Source organism: Algoriphagus oliviformis, assembly GCF_017254915.1.
Classification (GTDB): domain Bacteria; phylum Bacteroidota; class Bacteroidia; order Cytophagales; family Cyclobacteriaceae; genus Algoriphagus; species Algoriphagus oliviformis.
In genome coordinates this window covers 227,955-246,730 of record NZ_JAFKCT010000007.1, presented here as the reverse complement: position 1 = coordinate 246,730, position 18,776 = coordinate 227,955, and the positions used below count along the sequence as shown (strand labels likewise).

Here is an 18,776-nt window from a genome sequence, read left to right as displayed (position 1 = left end):
CCTGATTGAAAATTAAATCTTACCAGCCTGGATTCTGAACTAGGTTTGGATTAAGTGCTAGCTCTTCAGTAGGCAAAGGATACAGATAATAGTAATCTGGGAATGCCGGAGGATTGCCAGAGAAAAACTGGATATACCCTTGGGAAGCTCCTCCCTGAATCGGGATTCGATTGCTGACATCAGATGCCTTGATCCAACGCCCCAATTTTGGTTCTGAAGCATAACTCATTTTCTTCCATCTTCTCAGGTCATCAAATCGGAAGCCCTCAGCCATCAATTCTACACCACGCTCTCTTCTGATCTCCCACAAGACCGGATCTACTGTCTGGTCACGGGTAGGATCGAAATCCGGAGTGATTTCACTGACCACCATTGGACTCACCTTGGCGCGTTCACGCAGCTTGTTGATCGTGCGATCCGCCACATCCTGATCAAACTCGCCCAGTTCCCATTTGGCTTCGGCATGGTTGACCATTACCTCTCCCATTCGGAAGATCGGAGCGTCGGAATAATCCACGTTTTGGATATCGTGAAGTCGGGAATAATATTTGAACAGGTTATAGCCGGTTCTGGACACGTTGTACGGATGTCCTTCATTGAAATCCCTATAGTGAGGAGACACTTTCAAGACAAAACCTGCCCAGTTTCGAGACGGAAGCTCCTTCTGAGCCGCTGAACTCAAAGACTTAAACAAATCGATGTATTCTCTATCCTTTGGATCTTCGGTATAATCCCATGCCAAACGGTCAGTTCCGCTTGCTACCACTCGGAACGGAGGGACTATCGTGTAGAGCATTCTCTGATCACGGTTTCTGAATTCTGCATAAGCATCCTTGTCCGTTTCAAACAATGGGCTATTCCATCTGGTTTTGCCATCTTTCATCAGATAGGAATCCGCCCCTCGTTTTGTAATATCCCAATTACCGGCAGAGTTACGATGTCTCGAAGTCAGGATGTGCGTGACCAAACCAAGTTGGTAGTTTTTATAGAGCAGAATACCTTTAACACCTTCTAAGGACTCGCTATTGAAGAGCTCATCATAATTCTGATGCAGAATCGGGTGCTTAACCAAGAGCTTTTCGGAGGCCTCCACACTGGCGCGGAGATACTTTTCGCCTCCACCGAGGTTATGATATTTCCTCCAAGTCCCTTCAAACAGCCCAAAACGGGAAATCAATGCGTTAACGACATCTTTGCTAACCGAGTTGGAAACGATCCCATTGGTACCGGGCTCCATGATATTGGCTTCGGCAAAAATCAAATCCTCCAATATATGGTCTGCCAACTCAGCTCTTGGTGTACGTGGTGCATATAAAAGCTCATCTTGGTCTGTAAGTACTCGATCCACCCAAGGCACATCGCCGAATGCGGCGATTTTTTCATAGTAATCAAAGGCTCTGAAGAAATACCCCACGGATCTCCAGTGGTTTTTCTCCGCCTCGTTCATATTGGATGCCTCCAGATTGTCAAGCATAATATTGACTTGACGCACAAAGCTGAAATTCCAAATCGAAGACGTCGCCGGTGGCACGATACGTCCCCAGATCCAGTTCGATCCTTGAGATGAACTATTGTTCATCATCAAATCGGCATCATAGTCACTATTGATACGATTCAGATCGTACCCTTCAAATCGGGTATAGAGTCCCAAAGCATATGTCTGGGTAACCTGAAAATTTTCAAATGCGTTTTCCTCACTGAAAGCCAACTCCGGCGCGGTGTCCAAAGTATTACAAGCAGCAAAAGAAAGTGATAGTGCAATTGCACCTATTATTTTATTGAATTTTAAAGACTTTAATCTCATCTGAATGTCACGTTAAGGCCCAGCGATACTTTTTTGATGAATGGATAGTTTCCTCCTTGATTCACCCCCTGAAGATCTGCATCCAATCCATCCGGCAGGTGATCGAAATTGAAGAGGTTCTCTCCGGAGAAAAATATCCGCATCTTTTCAGCCCATTTCGGTCTCAGGGAATAGCCAAACGTGATGTTCTGAACTCTTAGATAGGAGCCGTTCACTAGATATTTGGTCTGAGTCTGGCGGCTGATGCCATAGTTTACACCTGCATTGGGGTAGTTTCTAGGGAAATACGCATCGGTGTTTTCCGGAGTCCAATAGTCCAACTGATGGGCAAAGACCCCATTGAACTCGCTGACATAAGGGAACCTCACTCCATCGCTCAACCAGAGGTCACGCTTGCCAATCCCGCGGAGGAGGAAAGCAAAATCGAAGTTCCCGTAGTTCATACTACCGTTAAGGCCAAACTCAAATCTGCGGGTGCTGTTGCCGATGATCCTTCTATCCCCCGGATCATCCAGGGTACCGATCCCACTGAAAATCTCTCCGTCGCCGTTCAGATCCTTGTATTTGATATCCCCCGGATTCTGGGTTCTTCCTTTGTATGCCGGGATTCCATCTTTCAATTGTCCATTCATGAGGTTATCATCCAGAGAGCCTTCGACGAAATCATCCACGGTATAATACCCATCGGTCACATAACCCCAGATTTCACCTATTTTCCGACCCGGATAATATTGAGACAACAGCCCTTCTTCATTCTTGAAGTTTACGATCTCAGTCTGATTGTCATACAGGTTGAACCCTACATTGTAATTGACCTTTCCGACGACATCCCTCCACTTCATATCCAATTCCCAACCGAAAGTCTTGAGGTCTGCGACGTTTTGAAGCGGTGGATCTGCTCCTAGTACATTCGGAAGCTGAGATCCCGCTGCTAACATATCCAGCGTCATTCGTCGGTAGATATCGAATGTAGTGTATAGTCTATTGTCAAAGACCCCAAAGTCCAAACCGATATTCGCCGTTCGCACAGTTTCCCAGGTAAAGGAATTACTCACTAGATCCGGAGGAGATAGGGATACGGCAAGCTGTCCGGAGTCATTGTTGATCCAGGATACATTGCCTGCATTCATAATCGGAAGATAGGGGTAGTTACCCCATTTTTCCTCGATGTTCTGGTTCCCGATTTCACCCCAAGAAGCCCTTAGCTTAAGTCCGGTAATGATTTCATTGTTTTGCATGAACCCCTCCCGGTGGATTTTCCAGGCACCGGCAAAGGAAGGGAAGAAACCAAAGCGGTGTCCGTCAGGGAATCGGGAAGATCCGTCATAACGGCCATTCATTTCCAAAAGGAATTTGTCATCATACTGGTAGTTGACTCGTCCAAAGACCCCGATGATACCGTAGTCTGTATAGAAATCGTTGACCGAAATAACCCCATTGGAAGTAGATAGTCCCGGCGTGTCGGGAGAGATCAGTTCTTTTCGAGTCGAGCTGAACCCTTCATATTTTGAAGCCTGCTGATTCATCCCCAGCATAAAGTTCATCTGATGCTTATCGATGACCTTCTCATACTTCCCATATAGGTTCAGTGCCTGATAGTTGCGCTTCGCCGTGGTGATATAATATTGGGACTGCGATGGCTGATACTGCTCAATATTCAGCGTGGTCGGAGTGACCATGGTCGGTCTATAGGAAGGTGCATTGGCATCCGTATGGGTTCTCTCCAAGGACAATTCTCCGTTGAATTCAAAACCCTTAGCGACAGTATAGGTCAGCTTGTTGTAGAATCGCACCTTCTCGTCGAAATTCTCCCGTATGGGAGAATATCTGATAATGTTGGCTGGTGTAGCAAATGGAATCAGTTCACCATTTGGCTGCTCATCATAGCCCACAGGAGTAGCCGAGTGCATGGTCAATGCATTGTAGTAAATACTACCCCAATCTCCACTGGCAGGTCCCGTTCTCAGTCCGTTTTTATAATTGACGCTAAATGTTGCATTCAATTTGGAAGTCAAGTCAGTAGAGAGGTTCAGGTTGCCATTGTAACGCTTAAACCGATCCTTATCCGTAATCATGATCCCATCTTCGTCATTGTAGCCCAAAGACACCCGATAGGAAGTCTTTTCGGTACCGCCGCTCACGGCAAGGTTGTGGATTTGCTCAAATCCATTGGCCCCGAGAAATTCCTTGATCTGGTCATTTTCACGGACATAATACCGAAGCCCATTTGGATCTGCTATATATCCATCCGGATAGGCCGAAGGATTCGCATTGTATTCATTGATATATCCGATCCAGTCTTGGACATTCTGTCCCGTCCAATAGGTCGTCTGTCCCCAGTCGTTCAATGCAGTGGCAAATTGCAGCGGAGAAGCCTTCTTTGGTAAAGTTGACGGGCCGGTAAACCCGAAGTTGTTGGAATAGTCCACTCGGGTCGGCTGATTTTTCTTGCCGGACTTGGTCGTGATCAATATCACCCCAAACGCCGCTTCGGCACCGTAGATAGAAGCCGCAGATGCGTCCTTCAGAACTGCGATGTCTTCAATATCCCGTGGATTGACATCATCCAGACTCATGCGGATATTGTCCACCAGCACCAGAGGGTTGCCGCCGTTGATGGATTCAAAGCCCCGGATGTTGATACTCGTCGGGCTACCTGGCTGCCCAGAGCCGTAGGTTACCTGAAGGCCGGGAATCGTACCCTGAAGAGCCCGGGTCGCATCTGTCACTGGCCTGTCACCGATTATTTTCTCCATTTTGGCGGAGCTGACTGCACCCGTGATATCCTCACGCTCCTTGCTTCCAAAACCTACCACCACGACCTCGTTGAGAGCGGAAACCTCCTCCTGCATCACGATTTGAAGTGTTCTGGCATTGCCTACAGCAACTTCCTGGCTGACATATCCTATGGAAGAAAACACCAATACAGCTCCTTCTTCGGGCACTGTAATGGAAAAGTTCCCATCGATATCGGTCACGGTCCCTCTGGTGGTTCCTTTGAGAATGACCGTCATATAAGGCACTCCCTCTGGCTCTGCCTCCGAAGTCACCTTTCCGCTGACTAAGACATCTTCCAGCACCACCGCCGGAGTAGCTTCGTTCACCGCTTGCTTTCCCACGGAAATGGTCTGATTGACTTGCTTAAAATTCAAATGGGATTGGGCTCCGATCTGGTATAAAATCTCAGCAACTGACCCCTCCGCTTTCTTCATCGTCACCTCTGCATCCAGCTTGAGCGTCTGGTCGGAAAGTAGGAATTTGAACTCGGTAAGGGATTCGATTTCGCTAAAAAACCGGCTTACAGTAGCCCTTTTGTGTTTCAGTTTGATATTAACCTCTTCGATCGATTTGACCTGGGCATTACCCGAAGAAGCCATCACGGGACTAAATAGCAGCATGACTATCAAGAACCCATATAGCATAAACTTTGACGCCATGAGTAAAAAGCGTATAGATTTTTTCATAGATTTAAAGTTGTGTACAAGTGGAACTAAACATTGATTAATTGAATCCCCATACCAAGTCTCAGATCGTCTGGGGGTACTTGTCTCGCTTGTCTAAACCGGGCAAAGTATTGGCGTACTTTCCCGGTTTTTTTTTAAAGCTTTTCAATTCTTCTCATAAGCAGGTTTGACGGGGTTAAAGTATAACTGGACATTTTTCTGATTGATTTTATAGGTAAATCCCAGTGTATGGGATATGGATAGCAAGACATTTTCCAGGGTTTCTCCTTTTTGGAATGTGCCAGAGATCTTTTCTTTCGGAGCTTCTCCCGATAATTCAAAATACACTCCGTACCAGTTTTCCAGGTGTGGAATAATCTCGGTCATCGGCGCGTCATCAAATCTCAATACCCCATACACCCAGCTGATCGACTCCATCGGGTCTAGGGTATAGGTCGTCAGGGACTGTGCTTCCTTCACATAGCGGGCGGCTTCCCCCGGGGACAGTGTGACTTCGGTCTTGGTCTCCGTCTCAGCTACTTTGACGATCCCACTCACCAAGGTGATCACCGCATCAGGTTGGCCGTCAAATGTGCGGATGTTAAACGATGTCCCGATCGCTTGGGTCACGGTAGCTCCGGCCTCCACGCGAAATGGATTATGAGCTCCCTTCTTCACCTCGAAGTAGGCTTCTCCGTCCAACTTCACCAGACGGTTGGAAACAAAGTTTTCCGCAAACTCGATTTTACTTGCGGAATTAAGAAACACCACCGACCCATCGGGCAGGGTGATCTTCGATTTCTTGCCGGGGGGATTTTCCTTTTGCACAAAGGACAGATGTGTCGACTCTTCCTTGGAGTCGGAGGCTGAGATGCCGCCTCCCCACTGATTCCAGATCATCCCCAAAGCAAAAGCCAAGAAAACCGCTGCCACAGACCGTCTCCACGACCACATCATCCGCTGTCTTGTGCCTCGCTTGTTTTCGTAAGTCTCCATGGTAGCCTGCTGCCGAAGGTCCAATTGCCCCTTTAGCTGCTGGTACAACCCCTCTCCATCCCACACCGACTCCGAATCCTCCGGGAGTGCTTCCCACAGGGAGTCAATATATTGGTCAAAAAAGGCTCGGCCTTCAGGCGACTGGATCCAAAAATTAAACTCATCCCGCTCCCCCTCGGGGAGTTTGCCGCCTAAAAACCGTTGAATCTGGGTGAATCTATCCATTTAAAATGTTGCTTCTACCCAGTAAATAGACACCAACTTTACCCAATACTCACACGATGGCAAAAAAAATAATTGGATATACGCTAGTTGCCAGCAGCTACCTAAGACTAGCATTCGTACCGGGAAACCAAGTCGAAAATGCCACATCGTTCTTCGCCTGCCCCCTTGGCGGGGTTTTCCGGCCTACCTGAGCAAACAGGCAGGCTCAATTGTCAATGAAAATTCGTCTACTGGCAGAAAAATCGTACGGAAACAAAAAAAACACCTAACCTGCCGCTCCCTAGTCGAGGAACGCCAAAAAAAAGGAAATCAGCCAAGCGAAATGAAGGTACAGATGACTGTCAAGACATTTCCCAAGCCCGAGATTTTCTTCTTGAGTTGTTTGCTCGCTCGGAAGATCTGGTTTTCCACCGTCCTCTTGGACAGGTTGAGCCGCTCTGCAATCTCATCGACTGATAGGTGCTCAAAGTTTTTCATCATAAACACCTGCTTTTGCTTGGGAGACAGGCTATCCAGCTCTGACAGAGAATGGCACAGCAGATCCTGAAAAATCACATAATCTTCCGTCCCGTTGTCTTTCGAATCCTTTGAGCTACCCAAGTGTTGGATGTAATCTTTCTCCAACTTCATCCGGCTGACTTTCCGATACACCATGGACTTGGCAACCTTCACAAGATAGGCTTCAAAACAGAATTCAGGTTTGAGCTGCGTTTTGTTCTTCCATATTTTCAAAAAGACCTCCTGTACCAGCCCTTCCGCATCTTCATGTCCATAGCCTAGTTTGATTCCCAGCAGATAGACTTTCTTTCCATATTGGGTATACAGTCCATGAAACGCGCGTTCCGAACCTCTGGATAGTTCCTCTACTAGCAATTCTGTTTGATGCGGACGATTTTCGGGCATGGATTGATCGGATTCTCTTTGCTTTTCAGATTGGGGCTTTTGACCTATAACTTCGAACAATCAGTAATAATCGCACTTTTTTTTCAGACGCCTCTATTACAACCCATAAAAACGTATCATATCCCCACATTTTTCTCCCTCTATCAGTAGGCAACCTAACTTTTTTGCTATGGCCCAGGATTCTCCTCCTATCTGACTTCTGAACGAGAAAAGCCAAGAGCGTCGGCGCGGAAAGGGCGTTGTTCGACAGGCTAACAGAGTGTTCTCCGGCAGTCTTGCCATCGTCAAGTACCGCACCCACATCCAAAACGGAGAAAGTTTTCGTTTGTCATGGACTTTTGCGACTATGGAAATCTGTATCAGGCTATGCCAAATGCTAGTCTGAAAGAAAAAGTCCATTGGCTGCCAGCTGCTAGCCCGGCTTCCCCCTTGTATCAAAGACCAGCGGCAATAAGGCCAAAAAAGCAACCGCTGACTGAAAATCATACCGCTTCAAAAAATCACTTTCCGCTATGCGAAGCTACTTGAAGCCCGAAGATGCCACTTAGTATTGACAGACCTGAAGATCAACTAAAAGATTCTACAAAAAATCCTACAGACTAACGCGACAGCTAAACCCAAGCTTCAATTTTCGGGAGCCGATACCAGATCTGGAGAAACATTCAATTCATTTCTTTTGACCATAAATTCCTCAAACGAATAAGGTCCATAGACATTCGGATAGGATCTCGTTGCCTCATCAAACACACGTTCCTCTTGCTTGTTGATTATCCAATAAAACAGAATTTGATTTTCCCCCAATTAATGCTTCCGCTCCTGTAAATTCATCTCTGGATCGTGATAAGTACCTTTCAAAATAAAATCAATCGGCTTTTGCTCCACGACTATAAACAATGAATCGAAGCCAAATCCGGAAACATGAGAGTCGATGAGAATCAAACCGTCTTCACCAACTATATTAAAATAGCTATTGGGATCATAGTCCAATCTATAGTTTTCACCCAAGTCCAAAGGATAATTTGTTGTACATGCTGTAAAAACCAATATGTAGAATACAACAAACCTCAAAACAGGTGCTTTGATATAAGACAAACACATCGTCACGCTTTATTCTGACCCAAAATATAGAATACCAGATAAAAAATCTTTCTTCACAACCATCAACCCAAACAAAATCCAAGGAACCAATAAAGACAACAAAACCCCAAAGCCCTTCAAAACAGACACCTTTTTAGATTCCTTCCCCCACCGCTTCCCCAGTTCATTATATAGACCCGAATACTTCCTATATGCTCTAATTGAAAACAGGAAATAGCAAACGCCAATTAAATATTTGAAATACTCAACATATTCAGGCACTTTATCAACCCTCACAAAAACCAATAACACCAACCCTACAGCTATCACCAACAAAACTGTCTGTATCATAGCTATTGCTACTACAGAGGTCACGCCACCTCTGCCGTCCCATTTGATGTACAGTCTGGTTAACCTATAGAAAATATATTCAAAATCAAATCCCATACAATAAAGCTATTTCATTCCAGCACGCAAACCCTCCCTGGCCGCTGAGGCTATTGCCTTTTTGCCCTCTAGACTCAGTTTCTTCTCAGCGCCTTTGAAGTTCAGTTTTAGGCTGAGTGGGATTTGCAAACTACCCCTAGTCCTACCAATAAGCTGACTATTCCCAGAGGACATCATCCAAAAGGGAACCAGAAAAATCTACCCACAAAAAAAGGGAGCAATGAGACATCAATCTCACAACTCCCTGATAATCAAGTCGGGGTGACAGGATTTGAACCTGCGACCACACGCCCCCCAGACGTGTACGCTACCGGACTGCGCCACACCCCGATTCGGGTTTCGAAATTACGATTTTCACAGATTAAAAAAAGGCCCTGGGCCCAATTTTCCAAGATTGGCATCAAGCCCGCTGATTTTCAAGGGAAAGGATTTTGGCGGTTTGGAGTCTATCTATTTCCCAGTTTGGCATTGATGACAGCCTGGAAAGTGGTCTTGCAGCAAGAGTCGCAGCACACCGCCTTGGGATTTAGGGACTGTGCCTTGCGCAGCGCCTCTTGACAGTTGTTGAACGGCCCCAAATAGTCCCGGTCCAATGACCCCGGGATACTTCCGCACTCTTTATCGTGGATCTCAAAATCCCCATTCCCGTTGGCAATGGAGGAGAGGTAAAAGAACTTCATTTCTTCTAGGTTGGTTTTCCCAAAAATACCCCGACTCCCAATCCTAAAAAATACCCTGTGTAGGGTATTTTTTAGGCCAAACCAGGGCAAACAGGCGGCAAAACCGGTACTTCACCTAAATTTTTACTTATTTTAGGACACATTCCCTAATTATTTCTTAGAAAGTCCTCTCTCACAGTGGCCCGCCTGCTACTTCCCGGGAAAGAACCTTTCAAACAGCTCTTCCCATTCCTCCTGCAGTCCATGGGCGGGACGCTTCTCTCCCGCTTGGGCATACCAATAGTCCGCATTCCACTGGTCCCCCTCCTTTCTGTGGAGATAGGCATGTACCCTGGCGGCGCTCTTTCCGCCCAGGTGATCCACCTGGTCATGCGCCGAGCTCCAATCCCCATGGCCATCATGCCAGAGCGCCAGCAGTATGGGAGAATCTTTCCATCGGGAGGATGGTGCCGCCAAAAAATCTTCTTTTGATGTATTCATAGACATAAGCTTGTTGATTTTTTTTTTAAAAGGCTGAACCGGCCCTCCACACTACACTAACAGTCAATGGATTAGAGCCCAATCCCACGGATATGAATCCCAATCAAAAGCCGGGAATCAGCGGAAATCGCCGGTAAAACCGTGTCCAAATTTGTGAAAATTCCGCCTGAACCATCCAGCCTGGGGATTTTTTTGTACGGTTTCAAGTGAATTTTATCCAACTTGGAGCATTGGGCAGAAATGATATATTTGCCCAATTAACTAACAGTAAACCTCATTAGAATCCGAATAAATTATGGAACAAGCGCTGATTTACTTAGTCCCTGCGCTGGGGCTAGTCGGCCTGCTGGTAATGGCAGTCAAGTCGGCCTGGGTCACTAAGCAGGCCACAGGAGACAAAAACATGGTGGAACTCTCCGGCTACATCGCCGACGGCGCCATGGCATTTCTCAAGGCGGAATGGAAAGTCCTCTCCTACTTTGCCATCATCGCAGGCATTCTACTCGCTTGGTCGGGCACACTGGTGGAGACGTCCAGCCCCGTGATTGCCATTTCCTTTTTGATCGGTGCTTTTTTGTCTGCTTTGGCGGGCTATATCGGGATGAAAATCGCCACCAAGGCAAACGTCCGAACCACCCAAGCAGCGCGCACCAGCCTCAAGCAGGCACTCAAGGTGTCCTTCACTGGCGGCTCCGTGATGGGACTGGGGGTGGCCGGTCTGGCGGTCTTGGGCCTTGGCTCCCTCTTCATCGTCTTCTATCAGTTCTATGTGATCAATGTCGGGGCAGGGGTCAATGGCCTGGAAATGGAAAAAGCCCTGGAAGTCCTCGCGGGCTTCTCCCTGGGCGCTGAGTCCATCGCCCTTTTCGCCCGTGTGGGCGGAGGCATCTACACCAAGGCCGCCGACGTGGGAGCAGACCTGGTGGGAAAAGTAGAGGCAGGCATCCCCGAGGATGACGTGAGAAACCCCGCCACCATCGCCGACAACGTGGGCGACAACGTGGGTGACGTGGCCGGAATGGGCGCGGATTTGTTTGGCTCCTATGTGGCCACGATCCTTGCTACCATGGTTCTCGGCCAAGAGATCGTATCCGTAGATGCTTTTGGAGGAATCGCTCCCATCCTACTTCCGATGGTACTTGCCGGGCTGGGCATCATCTTCTCCATTCTCGGGATGGCTTTCGTGACGGTGAAAGACGAAAAAGGCGACGTCCAAAAAGCACTCAACATGGGCAACTGGTCCTCCATTGTCTTCACCGGCATCGCATCTTTCTTTGTGGTAAAACACATGCTCCCCGAGACGCTTTCCATCCGTGGAGTCGACTTCACGAGCATGGACGTGTTTTATGCAATCATCCTGGGCTTGGTAGTGGGCACGCTGATGTCCATCATCACCGAATACTACACCGCCATGGGCAAACGCCCCGTGCTCTCCATCGTAAAGCAGAGCGGCACCGGCCACGCCACCAACATCATTGGCGGACTTTCGGTAGGGATGGAATCTACCGTGTTGCCGATTTTGGTACTGGCAGGCGGGATCTATGGAGCTTATGAGTTTGCAGGGCTGTACGGCGTAGCCATCGCCGCTGCGGGCATGATGGCCACCACGGCCATGCAGCTGGCGATAGACGCTTTTGGCCCCATCGCTGACAATGCCGGTGGGATCGCCGAGATGAGCCAGCTTCCTGAGGAAGTCCGTGGCCGAACAGACATTTTGGACGCGGTAGGAAATACCACCGCGGCGACGGGAAAAGGCTTTGCCATCGCTTCCGCGGCACTGACCTCGTTGGCGCTTTTTGCGGCTTTCGTGGGAATCTCCGGCATCACCGCCATTGACATCTACAAGGCTGACGTGCTCGCCGGGCTTTTCGTGGGCGGCATGATTCCTTTCATTTTCTCCTCCCTGGCCATTGCAGCCGTAGGCCGTGCCGCCATGGACATGGTGAACGAGGTCAGACGCCAGTTTAAGGAAATCCCAGGCATCATGGAGTACAAGTCCAAGCCAGAGTACGAAAAGTGCGTGGAAATATCCACCAAAGCCTCCATCCGCGAGATGATCGCTCCAGGCGCAATTGCCTTGATCACCCCTATCGTCATCGGTTTTGCTTTCGGACCGGAAGTTTTGGGTGGCCTGCTGGCTGGTGTGACCGTATCTGGAGTGCTGATGGGCATGTTCCAGTCCAATGCCGGCGGCGCCTGGGACAATGCGAAAAAATCCTTTGAAAAAGGCGTGCTGATCAACGGAGAGACTTTCTACAAAAAATCCGAACCCCACAAAGCCTCGGTAACCGGGGATACCGTGGGCGATCCTTTCAAAGACACCTCCGGCCCGTCCATGAACATCCTCATCAAACTGATGTCCATCGTGGCCTTGGTGATCGCCCCGCACATCTCCGAAGGACCGCATGGCGAACACGCTATGTCCAAGAAAGTAGAGGTCAAAAAAGAAGTGAAAGTCGTGGACGGCAAGCGGACCGAGACCGTCACCGAGACGATTGTAAAATAGCCTTACGACTACCAGATAAGCCTAGCCGTCCCCTCTCAAGGGACGGCTTTTTTCTTTCCTGCCATAGCTCTGAGATATCAAAGACCACATTGAGCTGGCGTTGAAACGGTATAAATAGCGTGCATTTTGTTGAATTTTCTCGGCTCTTCGCTTAAATTGAAACCTGTCAACCATTAGCCCATTGGGGGAAACCCCAATTTTGCCTCTCTTTCCACCCATAAAAGAACAAGGCGGCCACTTCCGGCTTCAAACCGGTTTTTTGCCTGTATGACCTGACAGTACCAGTTATTAACCTATACCCTAAACAACTATTACCATGAAGAAAAGCTACGTTTTCATGCTTTTTCTATTGGTTTGCGCGTTGGCTTTGCCCGCAATGGCCCAACAGCAGATCAAGGGAAAAGTGACTTCCGCAGAGGATGGACTCCCCCTACCTGGGGTGAGCATCCTGATCCAAGGGACAAGTACCGGCACCGTCTCCGATGTGGACGGCAACTATTCCATCTCGGTACCGGGACCAGAATCGGTCTTGGTTTTTTCCTTTATAGGCTACCAAAACAAGACCCAAACAGTCGGCAGCAGCACCACGATCAACATCTCTCTGGCAACGGAAACCTCCCAGCTGGATGAGGTGATCGTGACCGCCTTTGGCATTTCGCAGGAGAAAAAATCCCTAGGCTACGCCGCGCAAAACATCGACGCGGCCGAGATCACCAAGACCCGCCAGCCCAATGTCGTCAACTCCCTCCAAGGCCAAGTGGCCGGAGTGCAGGTGACCAACTCGGGCGGTGCGCCGGGTCAATCGGCCCGGATCATCATCCGGGGCATCAACTCCCTGGACCCCTCCGCTGACAACCAGCCCCTCTTCGTGGTGGACGGGGTACCTGTGGACAACTCCACCGTGGAATCATCCGGCACGCCTCGCGGCATGTCCAACCGGATCGCCGACATCAACCCCAACGACCTGGAGTCCATGTCTGTGCTGAAGGGAGCTGCTGCCACGGCGCTCTATGGCGTACGTGCGGCAAACGGTGCAGTCATCATCACCACCAAAAAAGGAAAAGCCGGCGAAATCCGCGTGGACTTCAACTCGTCCTTGGGATTTGACAAGCTGGCGAAAATGCCCGAACTGCAAGACCAGTATGGACAGGGCTTCTCCGGGGTGCGGGACGACAACAGCTTCTGGCCCGCTTGGGGCGCCAGCATCGCCGAGGAAAATGACCCGAGCTACGTGTACCAAGACAACTGGAACAATGCCTTTGACACCGGAATCCAATTTGACAACAGCCTGAGCGTGTCCGGAGGAAACGAAAAGGCAACTTTCTACGGCTCATTTGGCCGCTTGGACCAAAACGGGATCATCCCCTTTTCCACCTGGGATCGTACCAGCGCCAAACTCTCCGGCACCATCACAGCCAGCGAGAAATTCAACTTCACGGCTTCCATGAACTACACCAACTCCGGGGGAAACCGCGTGCCTCACGACCGCTTCCTGGAGCGGATGATGTACTGGTCAGAGACCACCGATGTCACCGACTACATCAACCCAGACGGCACGATGAAGTCCACCGGCGGCAACACCAACCCCATCTACGATGCCCGATTCTCCACCTACAAGGATGACGTGAACCGAATCATCGGAAACCTGAACTTCAACTACAGCCCCGCCGACTGGGTCACGCTCTCCTACCGGCTGGGAATGGACACCTACTCCGACTCCCGCGAGGCCATCACTCCCGGCCCCATGGGGATCGACGGCGAAGTCCCGCTCAGCAGCACCGGCTCGATAGAAGAGACCAAAATCAACAGCCGCGACCTGACGTCCAACTTCTACATTACCCTGAAAAAACAATGGAATGAAAACTGGAACACCCAGCTTCGACTGGGAAATGACATCTTCGAGCGAAAGTCAGACAGAATCTCGCTCTCTGGTTCCAACTTTGTCATCCCGGGATTTTACAACATCAACAACACGACCCAGGTATTTGGCTCCCAGGCCAAAAGCATCCGCAGGCTGGTCGGCTTCTACGGTGACCTGATGGTGGACTATAAAAACTTCCTTTTCCTCAACATCACCGGCAGAAACGACATCTCCTCCACCCTGCCCAAGGACAACAACTCCTTCTTTTACCCTTCGGTGAACTTGGGTTATGTTTTCAGCGAAAACCTGAGCCTGCCGAGCTGGCTGACCTTTGGAAAGCTCCGCGCCTCGATAGCTGAGGTCGGCAAGGACACCAGCCCTCACCTACTAGGGGCGACCTTCGTCTCACCCGACGGCTACCCGCTGGACGGACAGGTAGGCTTCTCCAGAAACTCGGCCTTTGGCGATCCCAACCTGAAGCCGGAGACCACGCAATCCCTGGAGTTTGGGACCCAACTGGCCTTTTTCAGCAACCGCCTAAACCTCGACGTGACCTACTACAAGTCAAACGCAAAAGACCAAATCATCCCAGTGCCGGTCTCCGATGCGACGGGCTTTTCCTCCTACACCACCAATGCAGGCGAAATCGAAAACCGGGGCTGGGAGATCGTCCTGGGAGCCACTCCGGTGGAAAAAGGAGACTTCCGATGGGATGTCACCGCCAACCTCACGACCAACAAAAATGAAATCAAGGAGATCCGCGAGGGCATTGACCAAATCGTGGTCGGCTCGCAATTTGGCTACGTAGGCAGCACGGTGACCATGATCCTCAAAGAAGGCCAAGCCTATGGCAACATCTACGGAAGCAGCTACACCCGGCCAGGCGCCAATCCGGAATCAGAGACCTTGGACCGCAGTCTCCCCGTCCTCATCGGGGCAAACGGCTTCCCAGTCCGCACCGGCACGCAGCTGGTTTTGGGAAATGCCGTACCCAAGTTCTTTGGAGGCCTGAGAAACAACTTTTCCTACAAGGGACTGGAATTCTCCTTCCTGATCGACTTCCGCACGGGAATGGAGCAGTATAACCAGTTCGCCAACTTTATCTCTGCCTTTGGCAAAGGCTCCGCCTCGCTCGCCAGAAATGACACCAGAGTCTTTGACGGCGTGCTGGCAGATGGCTCGCAAAACGCCAAGGAAGTGTGGCTGGGACAGGGCGTGGGCCCAGACGGTGTGAACTATGGGGCTGGCTACTGGAGAAACTACCACCGGACCACCTCGGAGAATTTCGTCACCGATGCCTCCTTCCTCAAGCTCCGCAACATCACGCTTGCTTACCGACTGAGCGCCTCGACGCTGGAAAGGACGCCTTTCCGCACCGCGAAAATCTCCCTTGCAGCCAACAACATCATCCTTTCCACGCCTTGGGATGGATTTGATCCGGAGTCTTTCTCGGCGGGAGCCGGAGGAAATGCGGTCGGATTTACCGGTCTCGGATTCCCCGGGGTCCAGAGTTACTTCCTGTCTTTAAACCTTGGCCTGTAACCCTCTAAACCTACGAAACGATGAAATTCAGAAATAAACTTACCGTCCTGATTTGCACTTCGGTGGTCCTCCTGGCCTCTGCCTGCGAATCCTTTCTCGATGTCAACGAAAACCCCAACAATCCCGAAGACGCACCCGTCTCCGGCCTGCTGACCAACAGCACCCTGGAAACCGCCCGCAACGTCTATCGCGCTGGCAGCGCTACCAGCAACTACGTGCAGTATCTGGCTTCGCCAAACCCCGGCAGCTCCTCCGACACCATGGATCCTGTGGACTTCAGCAGTACTTGGTTTAACCTCTACAACGTCATGACCGACCTCACCGTGATCATCGACAAATCCACTGAATCTGGCGCAAACCACTACCTCGGCGTAGCCCAGATCCTGATGGCGCTAAACCTGGGCATGACCGTGGACTTCTTTGGGGACATACCCTACTCAGAGGGCTTTGATTTTGAAACCGTCACTCCGGCCTACGACGACGATGAAGAGCTCTATGGACGGGTATTGAGTCTGCTGGACCAAGGCATTGCCAACCTCCAGCTGGAGACCACCATGAGCATAGGAGATGATGACTTCATCTTCCAAGGGGACATTGCCCAATGGGAAAAATTTGCCTACTCGCTGAAGGCCCGATACCTGATCCATACCCAATCCTACTCCGAAGCCTTGACAGCCCTAACCAATGGCTTTGTCTCCAACAGTGACGATGCGAAGGTCTTTTTCTTTGAGCAAGCCTTCAACCCTTGGGCCCAGGTCGCCATCAACAACGCCAATCTGCTCCTAGGCGGATGGATTTCCGAGCAGTTTATCCAGGCGATGGATGGCACTTCCTATCCCACTTTTGACCCGAGGCTGCCCCTGATGGTAGGTACTACGTCCACCGGCGAGTTCGTTGGGACTGTCAACGGTGCCGGTCGAGGCAATGCGCCCGAGCAGGGAGCTAGATCTACCTTGATCCCCGGGCAATACTATACCAGCACGACTTCGCCCATCCTGATTTCGACCTATGCGGAGCTGAAGTTTATCGAGGCGGAGGCAGCCTTGCCCACAGACCGAAACCGTGCTTATGCCGCCTACCTGGCGGGGATTGAAGCGCACATGGACATGCTGTCCTATGACGAGGAGGAAGACCAGGCCGCCTATGAAGCGGCAAAGGCCGCCTATCTTGCCGACCCCTCCGTAGCTGTGGGAGCGGCAGCCTTGACCCTGGATTTGATCATGAAGGAAAAGTACGTGGCGCTCTTCCTCCATCCCGAGACCTGGAACGATGCCCGTCGCTTCGACTATGCCTACAAGGATATGAGCCTGCCGGAAAATCTCAATCCCGACCTCAATGGGGAGTTTATCCGACGACTGGCCTATCCTAACAGCGAGGTCAGTCGAAATGGCAACAACGTACCGCAAGTCAGCCTGCTGGACCGCATCTGGTGGGATCAATAAAGAATCAGTCCCTTCATCAAGTCTCCTGCTTTTTTGCGGGAGACTTTTTTTATTTTCAAAAATGAAAAGAATCCTCCTTGCCGCTTTAGTAGCGCTCAGTTCCTGCACGGTTCAAAAGATCAACAAGTCCCTGACCAAGTCCGAGGTCTTTGACAAAGGGCACCTGGGCTTTATGCTTCTTGATCCGGAAAAGGACAAAGCCCTCGTCGAGATCAATTCCGACAAGTACTTCATCCCGGCATCCAATACCAAGATCTTCACCTTCTACGCCGCCTACTCCATCCTCGGCGACAGCTTGGTCAATGGCCTGAACTATCTGGAAAAAGGCGATTCCCTCATCTTCTGGGGCACCGGAGATCCGAGCTTGCTGCATCCCGACCTGAAAGACCAGACGGCAATCGACTTCCTCAAGGCCTCTGACAAAAAGCTGTTTCTTTTGGACAACTTTGATCAGGTTGATGCCTACGGGCCGGGCTGGTCATGGAACTGGTATCCCTATTACTATGCCGCCGAGCGCTCGGCATTGCCGGTGTATGGAGACATCGTTCGGTTTGAGAAGAAAAAGGGCGATGCGGAGTTTACAGTATACCCGGATCGGTTCAAGTCCGCCATTGAAAAAAACACAGAGGAAAGCTCCCGAACCTATTCTTTCTCCCGAAAAGAGAAAGAAAACCGCTTCCCTTACCGCTTTCAGCCGGAAGCGAAGGACGAGCAATTCGAGTCAGACATTCCTTTCCTTACTTCTCCCGAACTGACGAAAACCCTACTCGAAGAGGCAACAGGCAAGTCGATCACGATGATTTCAAGCAAAAGCTATTTCGAAGAAGAGCCCAAAAAACTACTGACCGCTCCGGCCGACAGCATCTATGCACAGATGATGAAGATCAGCGACAATTTCCTCGCCGAGCAGCTGATGTTTTTGGTATCGGATCAGCTGACCAACAAGCTCGATATCGCCGACGCCTTCGCTTACGCAAAGGAAAACCTCCTCAGCGATCTCCCCGACGAGCCCCGCTGGGTAGATGGTTCGGGACTTTCCGCCCAAAACATGTTTACGCCCCGATCCATTGTCGCCCTCTTGGGCAAGATCCGCGAGGAAGTGCCGCTGGAAAAGATCAAGGCCTACTTTCCCGCAGGGGGAGAGTCCGGCACCATCCGCAGCTGGTACGCCGCCGACCCCGGACAGCCTCCCTACATCTACGCCAAGACCGGCACGCTGAGCATGGCCAACTCCCTCAGCGGCTACCTGCTCACCAAAAGCGGCAAAATCCTGCATTTCTCCTGCATGATGAACAACTACGCCATCCCCTCCAGCGAGCTGAAGACGGAGCTGCAGAAAGTACTGTACTACATCCATGATAGATATTGAT

Annotated in this window: 11 protein-coding genes and 1 tRNA gene; 4 read left to right on the top strand and 8 right to left on the bottom strand. The window is 50.3% G+C overall.

All coding sequences use genetic code 11. From position 1 onward, the window contains the following. Positions 1 to 19: 19 nt before the first annotated feature. The 8 genes from J0A68_RS16485 to J0A68_RS16450 all read right to left on the bottom strand — a co-directional run bounded on the left by J0A68_RS16485 (position 20) and on the right by J0A68_RS16450 (position 10,055). Complete coding sequence (locus tag J0A68_RS16485) at positions 20 to 1,804, bottom strand: RagB/SusD family nutrient uptake outer membrane protein (protein WP_206579330.1); 1,785 nt, start codon at positions 1,802 to 1,804, stop codon at positions 20 to 22. Beyond that, complete coding sequence (locus J0A68_RS16480) at positions 1,801 to 5,268, bottom strand: SusC/RagA family TonB-linked outer membrane protein (RefSeq protein ID WP_206579329.1); 3,468 nt, start codon at positions 5,266 to 5,268, stop codon at positions 1,801 to 1,803. Before J0A68_RS16480 ends, J0A68_RS16485 begins: the two co-directional genes overlap by 4 nt. Before the next feature lie 144 nt (positions 5,269 to 5,412). Beyond that, positions 5,413 to 6,468, bottom strand: coding sequence for a FecR family protein (locus tag J0A68_RS16475; protein ID WP_206579328.1), 1,056 nt, complete (start codon positions 6,466 to 6,468; stop codon positions 5,413 to 5,415). Between the two features lie 309 nt (positions 6,469 to 6,777). Further along, positions 6,778 to 7,371 (bottom strand): RNA polymerase sigma factor, encoded by a 594-nt coding sequence (locus J0A68_RS16470; protein WP_206579327.1) that lies wholly within the window; start codon positions 7,369 to 7,371, stop codon positions 6,778 to 6,780. A 1,107-nt stretch (positions 7,372 to 8,478) separates the two neighbouring features. Next, positions 8,479 to 8,895 carry a hypothetical protein gene (locus J0A68_RS16465; protein WP_206579326.1) on the bottom strand — a complete coding sequence of 139 codons (417 nt, stop codon included), beginning with the start codon at positions 8,893 to 8,895 and terminating at the stop codon, positions 8,479 to 8,481. 256 nt (positions 8,896 to 9,151) lie between these two features. Next, positions 9,152 to 9,225: transfer RNA gene (locus J0A68_RS16460), tRNA-Pro, on the bottom strand. A gap of 116 nt (positions 9,226 to 9,341) precedes the next feature. Then, positions 9,342 to 9,575 carry a hypothetical protein gene (locus J0A68_RS16455; RefSeq protein ID WP_206579325.1) on the bottom strand — a complete coding sequence of 78 codons (234 nt, stop codon included), beginning with the start codon at positions 9,573 to 9,575 and terminating at the stop codon, positions 9,342 to 9,344. Positions 9,576 to 9,764: 189 nt separating this feature from the next. Next, positions 9,765 to 10,055, bottom strand: coding sequence for a hypothetical protein (locus J0A68_RS16450; RefSeq protein ID WP_236025629.1), 291 nt, complete (start codon positions 10,053 to 10,055; stop codon positions 9,765 to 9,767). A 295-nt stretch (positions 10,056 to 10,350) separates the two neighbouring features. Here J0A68_RS16450 and J0A68_RS16445 point away from each other — a divergent pair, with 295 nt between their 5' ends. The 4 genes from J0A68_RS16445 to J0A68_RS16430 all read left to right on the top strand — a co-directional run bounded on the left by J0A68_RS16445 (position 10,351) and on the right by J0A68_RS16430 (position 18,775). Further along, the gene (locus J0A68_RS16445) at positions 10,351 to 12,561 is read left to right on the top strand and encodes a sodium-translocating pyrophosphatase (RefSeq protein WP_206579323.1); all 2,211 of its coding nucleotides are present in this window, start codon (positions 10,351 to 10,353) and stop codon (positions 12,559 to 12,561) included. Between the two features lie 316 nt (positions 12,562 to 12,877). Then, the gene (locus J0A68_RS16440) at positions 12,878 to 15,964 is read left to right on the top strand and encodes a SusC/RagA family TonB-linked outer membrane protein (RefSeq protein ID WP_206579322.1); all 3,087 of its coding nucleotides are present in this window, start codon (positions 12,878 to 12,880) and stop codon (positions 15,962 to 15,964) included. Positions 15,965 to 15,984: 20 nt separating this feature from the next. Continuing rightward, entirely contained in the window at positions 15,985 to 17,406 is a 1,422-nt protein-coding gene (locus J0A68_RS16435; RefSeq protein WP_206579321.1) for a SusD/RagB family nutrient-binding outer membrane lipoprotein, read from the top strand. A 61-nt stretch (positions 17,407 to 17,467) separates the two neighbouring features. Further along, on the top strand, positions 17,468 to 18,775 hold the full coding sequence (locus tag J0A68_RS16430; protein ID WP_206579320.1) for a D-alanyl-D-alanine carboxypeptidase: 1,308 nt from the start codon (positions 17,468 to 17,470) through the stop codon (positions 18,773 to 18,775). Position 18,776 lies beyond the last annotated feature (1 nt).

Bases quoted from the DNA above. Each gene is read 5' to 3' on its own strand.
- J0A68_RS16485 (WP_206579330.1), bottom strand. From the start codon at position 1,804: ATGAGATTAAAGTCTTTAAAATTCAATAAAATAATAGGTGCAATTGCA.
- J0A68_RS16480 (WP_206579329.1), bottom strand. From the start codon at position 5,268: ATGAAAAAATCTATACGCTTTTTACTCATGGCGTCAAAGTTTATGCTA.
- J0A68_RS16475 (WP_206579328.1), bottom strand. From the start codon at position 6,468: ATGGATAGATTCACCCAGATTCAACGGTTTTTAGGCGGCAAACTCCCC.
- J0A68_RS16470 (WP_206579327.1), bottom strand. From the start codon at position 7,371: ATGCCCGAAAATCGTCCGCATCAAACAGAATTGCTAGTAGAGGAACTA.
- J0A68_RS16465 (WP_206579326.1), bottom strand. From the start codon at position 8,895: ATGGGATTTGATTTTGAATATATTTTCTATAGGTTAACCAGACTGTAC.
- J0A68_RS16455 (WP_206579325.1), bottom strand. From the start codon at position 9,575: ATGAAGTTCTTTTACCTCTCCTCCATTGCCAACGGGAATGGGGATTTT.
- J0A68_RS16450 (WP_236025629.1), bottom strand. From the start codon at position 10,055: ATGAATACATCAAAAGAAGATTTTTTGGCGGCACCATCCTCCCGATGG.
- J0A68_RS16445 (WP_206579323.1), top strand. From the start codon at position 10,351: ATGGAACAAGCGCTGATTTACTTAGTCCCTGCGCTGGGGCTAGTCGGC.
- J0A68_RS16440 (WP_206579322.1), top strand. From the start codon at position 12,878: ATGAAGAAAAGCTACGTTTTCATGCTTTTTCTATTGGTTTGCGCGTTG.
- J0A68_RS16435 (WP_206579321.1), top strand. From the start codon at position 15,985: ATGAAATTCAGAAATAAACTTACCGTCCTGATTTGCACTTCGGTGGTC.
- J0A68_RS16430 (WP_206579320.1), top strand. From the start codon at position 17,468: ATGAAAAGAATCCTCCTTGCCGCTTTAGTAGCGCTCAGTTCCTGCACG.